Below are 3,279 nucleotides of genomic sequence, written 5' to 3'. Positions count from 1 at the left end.
AAGTTTTTACCATATTTGGCATAGATGCTTCCTGCATTGAGTGTAAGATTGGTTGCTTGGTAATCTTTAGAACTCCAATTAGAATCATTAAAACTTGAAGCTAAGGCTAAAGAGCTTCCACTACCTTGAGTTAAATCTTTTCCGATATAGGTATAGCCAGTGTTTTTATTATTGATGTTTGAATTTGTATTGCTTGTTACATTGTTGAAACTAGTAATGGTGAGATTTGTATCTTGTGTTAAGCCGTCAAAACTTAGGATGTTTTTGGTTTTAGAATAATCTCCACTTGTGCTTGCTGCCGTTAATTCTGCAATAGTAATAGTATTTGATTTTGCATTATCTCTGTTAATTACATCTCCGCCAAATTTAAAAATATTATGTTTATCTGTGTTGGTATTATCTTTATTAAATGCAGTGATTACTAAATTGCTATTATCTTTAAAAGTAATATCTCCTGAAATATTAAAACGATTGATTGCTTGATTTCCATTACTTCCTGCAGTAATAGAGCTAATGTTTTGCAAAGTTATTCCATTGGCTGTAATATTATTTGTTCCACCATTTGCAAGAATGGTATAAGTAGTAGGAGTAGCAGTAGTTTCACCTTCTTTGGTATCTTGTGTGATTGCTCCTCCTAGAGTATTGCTTGAGCCATTAAAGGTGATGGTATTGGTTCCACCTGTGGCACTAAGATTTCCTGTGAGAGTATTACTAGCAGTAGTTTTACTTGTTCCAGAAGTTGTATTTGCACCAAAGGTGATGGTATTGGTTCCCCCACTAGCTGAAATATTACCTGTGATAGTGTTGGTTGTTGTATTAGAATCAAATGTAATAGTATTGCTTCCGTTACTGACTGAGATATTACCTGTGATAGAAGAAACTCCTGTATTAAAAGTAATGTTGTTTTTTCCGTAACTGGAATATGGATTATATTGTGCAGTCAGATCTCCTACGATAGAGTTTTTTGTGCCAGATTCAAAGGTAATGTTGTTTGTTCCACCATTAGCACTAAGATTTCCTTCAAGCTTATTGGTGATTCCTGAAAAAGTTATAGTATTAGTTCCACCATATGCATTAAGAATTCCTTTGATAGTATTTGTAGATTTTTCTCCAGAGAATGTGATGGTATTGGTTGCAGAATAACCATTATAAAGTTCTGCAGTTATATCACCACTAATCTCATTTGTTGCCCCATCACCAGAGAAAGTTAAAGTATTTCTTCCTATTGCCGCATGGTCTGTATAAAGAAGTACATTTGCTGTAATATTACCGGTAATTGTATTTTTGATATTTGATTCAAAAGTAAGTTGGTTTTCATTTCCCTTACTAGTAATATTACCTGTAATAGAATTCTCCCCTCCCTTAAAAGAAAGCTCATTAGAAGCATAGTTTTCTGCTGTTATATTTCCTGTGATAGTGTTTTTAGTTGTCCCTTCTTCAAAAATAATGGTATTTTTTGCCCATCTATTATTATTATTGGAATTTGTAGTTGCCTGAATATTTCCAGTAATAGTATTGGTTCCTTTTGTAAAAGTAATTTTATTGTAAGTATTACTTACATTACTGCCACCATTTCCATTAACAAAAATTGCATAACCATTTCCATTACTAGCAGTATTAATAATCTTGTTTTCTTCTCCATTAAATACAATTGTGCTGCTTCCATGATTTCCATCGCTAAACAATCCCGTATAAATGACTTCATCACTACTAGATACTGTAGCATTACCATTAAAAGTAATAGTGCTAGAACCTTTAAAATTCCATATTTTTCCTGTAGTAGCATTACCATTAAAGTTAATGGTTAATTGTCCACTACTGGTTTTTTCAATTGATCCTGTAACTCCCCCACCATCTCCATTAAAGACAATACCTGTATCTTCAAAATTTACCTTTAGATTCCCCTCTAATTTTGCACCATTATTAAATGTAAGAGAGGGGCTTTCTGCGTTGGTATTCCCACCACTATCAAGTGTGATATTTCCCTTGACACTTGCACCAAAGATAGCCTTAAAGGTTCTAGCATTATTATAGTTTGTTCCTATCGTATGAATATTTCCTACAAATGAATATGCTAAGTTATTAGTGTTAGACAAATCAAGAATGAAATTAGTATTGTTGATATTTGAAAAATTGACTTTTAATGTTCCTGTGCCATTGGCTCCCATCTGAATGGCTTTTCCACTACCATTTAAAGTAATACTTGTGTCGTTTGTTGTAGCTGTATATGTTGTGGCATCTCCACTTCCACTTGCTGAACTTCCAAATTGAAAAACAAGAGTTTCAATAGGGGTAGTTCCACTACTAAGAGCTGGTTGATAAACATCAGTATTGCTTCCGCCAATAATATCGCTTTGGATTCCATTCCAAATGAAATTCCATCCATTATTTGGTGCATTTGGAACAGCAATGCTTACATTAGCACTTGCAACACTTACACTCAAAGCTAAAGCTAGAGAGCTAGCAACCAAAGGTTTGAAGAATCTTTTTGAATTGCTTGAATTATTTGAAGAAAAAGAGGCATTTAAAGAAGTGTTATACCCCCCCCCCCTGTAGCAGTGAAATATTTCTTTTCATCTTATTAACTCCTTGTTTTTTTAATGTTTTTTAAAAGAATTTAAAAAATAAAATGCAATGATAATAAAAATAAACTTAAATTATTTTTAAAATAAAGCAAAAAGATTACAGGGGGGGGGGGATACAAATAATATAAAACAATGTATTTTAGGTGCTTTATGGGTTTTGGAAAATCGCTTTCTATTCTCCCTCTCTAACCACCACTTAAAATGAAACAACTTTAGGAGTTTGTATGAAAAACATAATACTAAATGCACATCAAAGATTAGTATTTTGCTTGTTAAGGATATAAAAAGACTAAAAATAAAGAGCGAAAATAAAAACTTTTTTAAGTGGTGGCAAGAGAGAGAAAATTTCTTACTCTAGCTTCTAAGAGCAAGTAATCTTGCTCTTAGATTGTTTTTGTTTTTAGTTTGCTTTATTTACCCTTGGATTATTTTGATTTATCCTTTCTGTTTCTACTTCATTATATGGAGTATATTTAGATGCTCCAAAGCTATATCTATATCCTAGATTGACTTGATAATTTGTAGTAATTAATCCACCAAAGCTTCTTTCAAAATCAAAGTAGATTCTATGATTTTCTTTAATAGAGAAATTAGATCCTACATTCATAACAAATCTACCTGTAGAAGCTAGAGGAGATAAAGATACATTCGTTCCTAGATTTGAAGTTAAAGATACTTTACCCCCAGCAATATA

General features: G+C 32.4%; 2 protein-coding genes. Both read right to left on the bottom strand.

All coding sequences use genetic code 11. The features are described 5' to 3' along the window. On the bottom strand, window positions 1–2,471 hold a 2,471-nt coding region (locus tag CQA57_RS08065; protein ID WP_147288375.1), incomplete at its 3' end, for a beta strand repeat-containing protein. A 514-nt stretch (window positions 2,472–2,985) separates the two neighbouring features. Then, window positions 2,986–3,279 (bottom strand): autotransporter outer membrane beta-barrel domain-containing protein (locus CQA57_RS08060; protein ID WP_115579721.1); only part of this gene is annotated, 294 nt, incomplete at its 5' end.

Origin of the sequence: Helicobacter anseris (assembly GCF_003364335.1) — a bacterium.
In the GTDB taxonomy this organism is placed as follows: domain Bacteria; phylum Campylobacterota; class Campylobacteria; order Campylobacterales; family Helicobacteraceae; genus Helicobacter_H; species Helicobacter_H anseris.
This window is presented reverse-complemented; position numbering and strand designations above follow the sequence as displayed.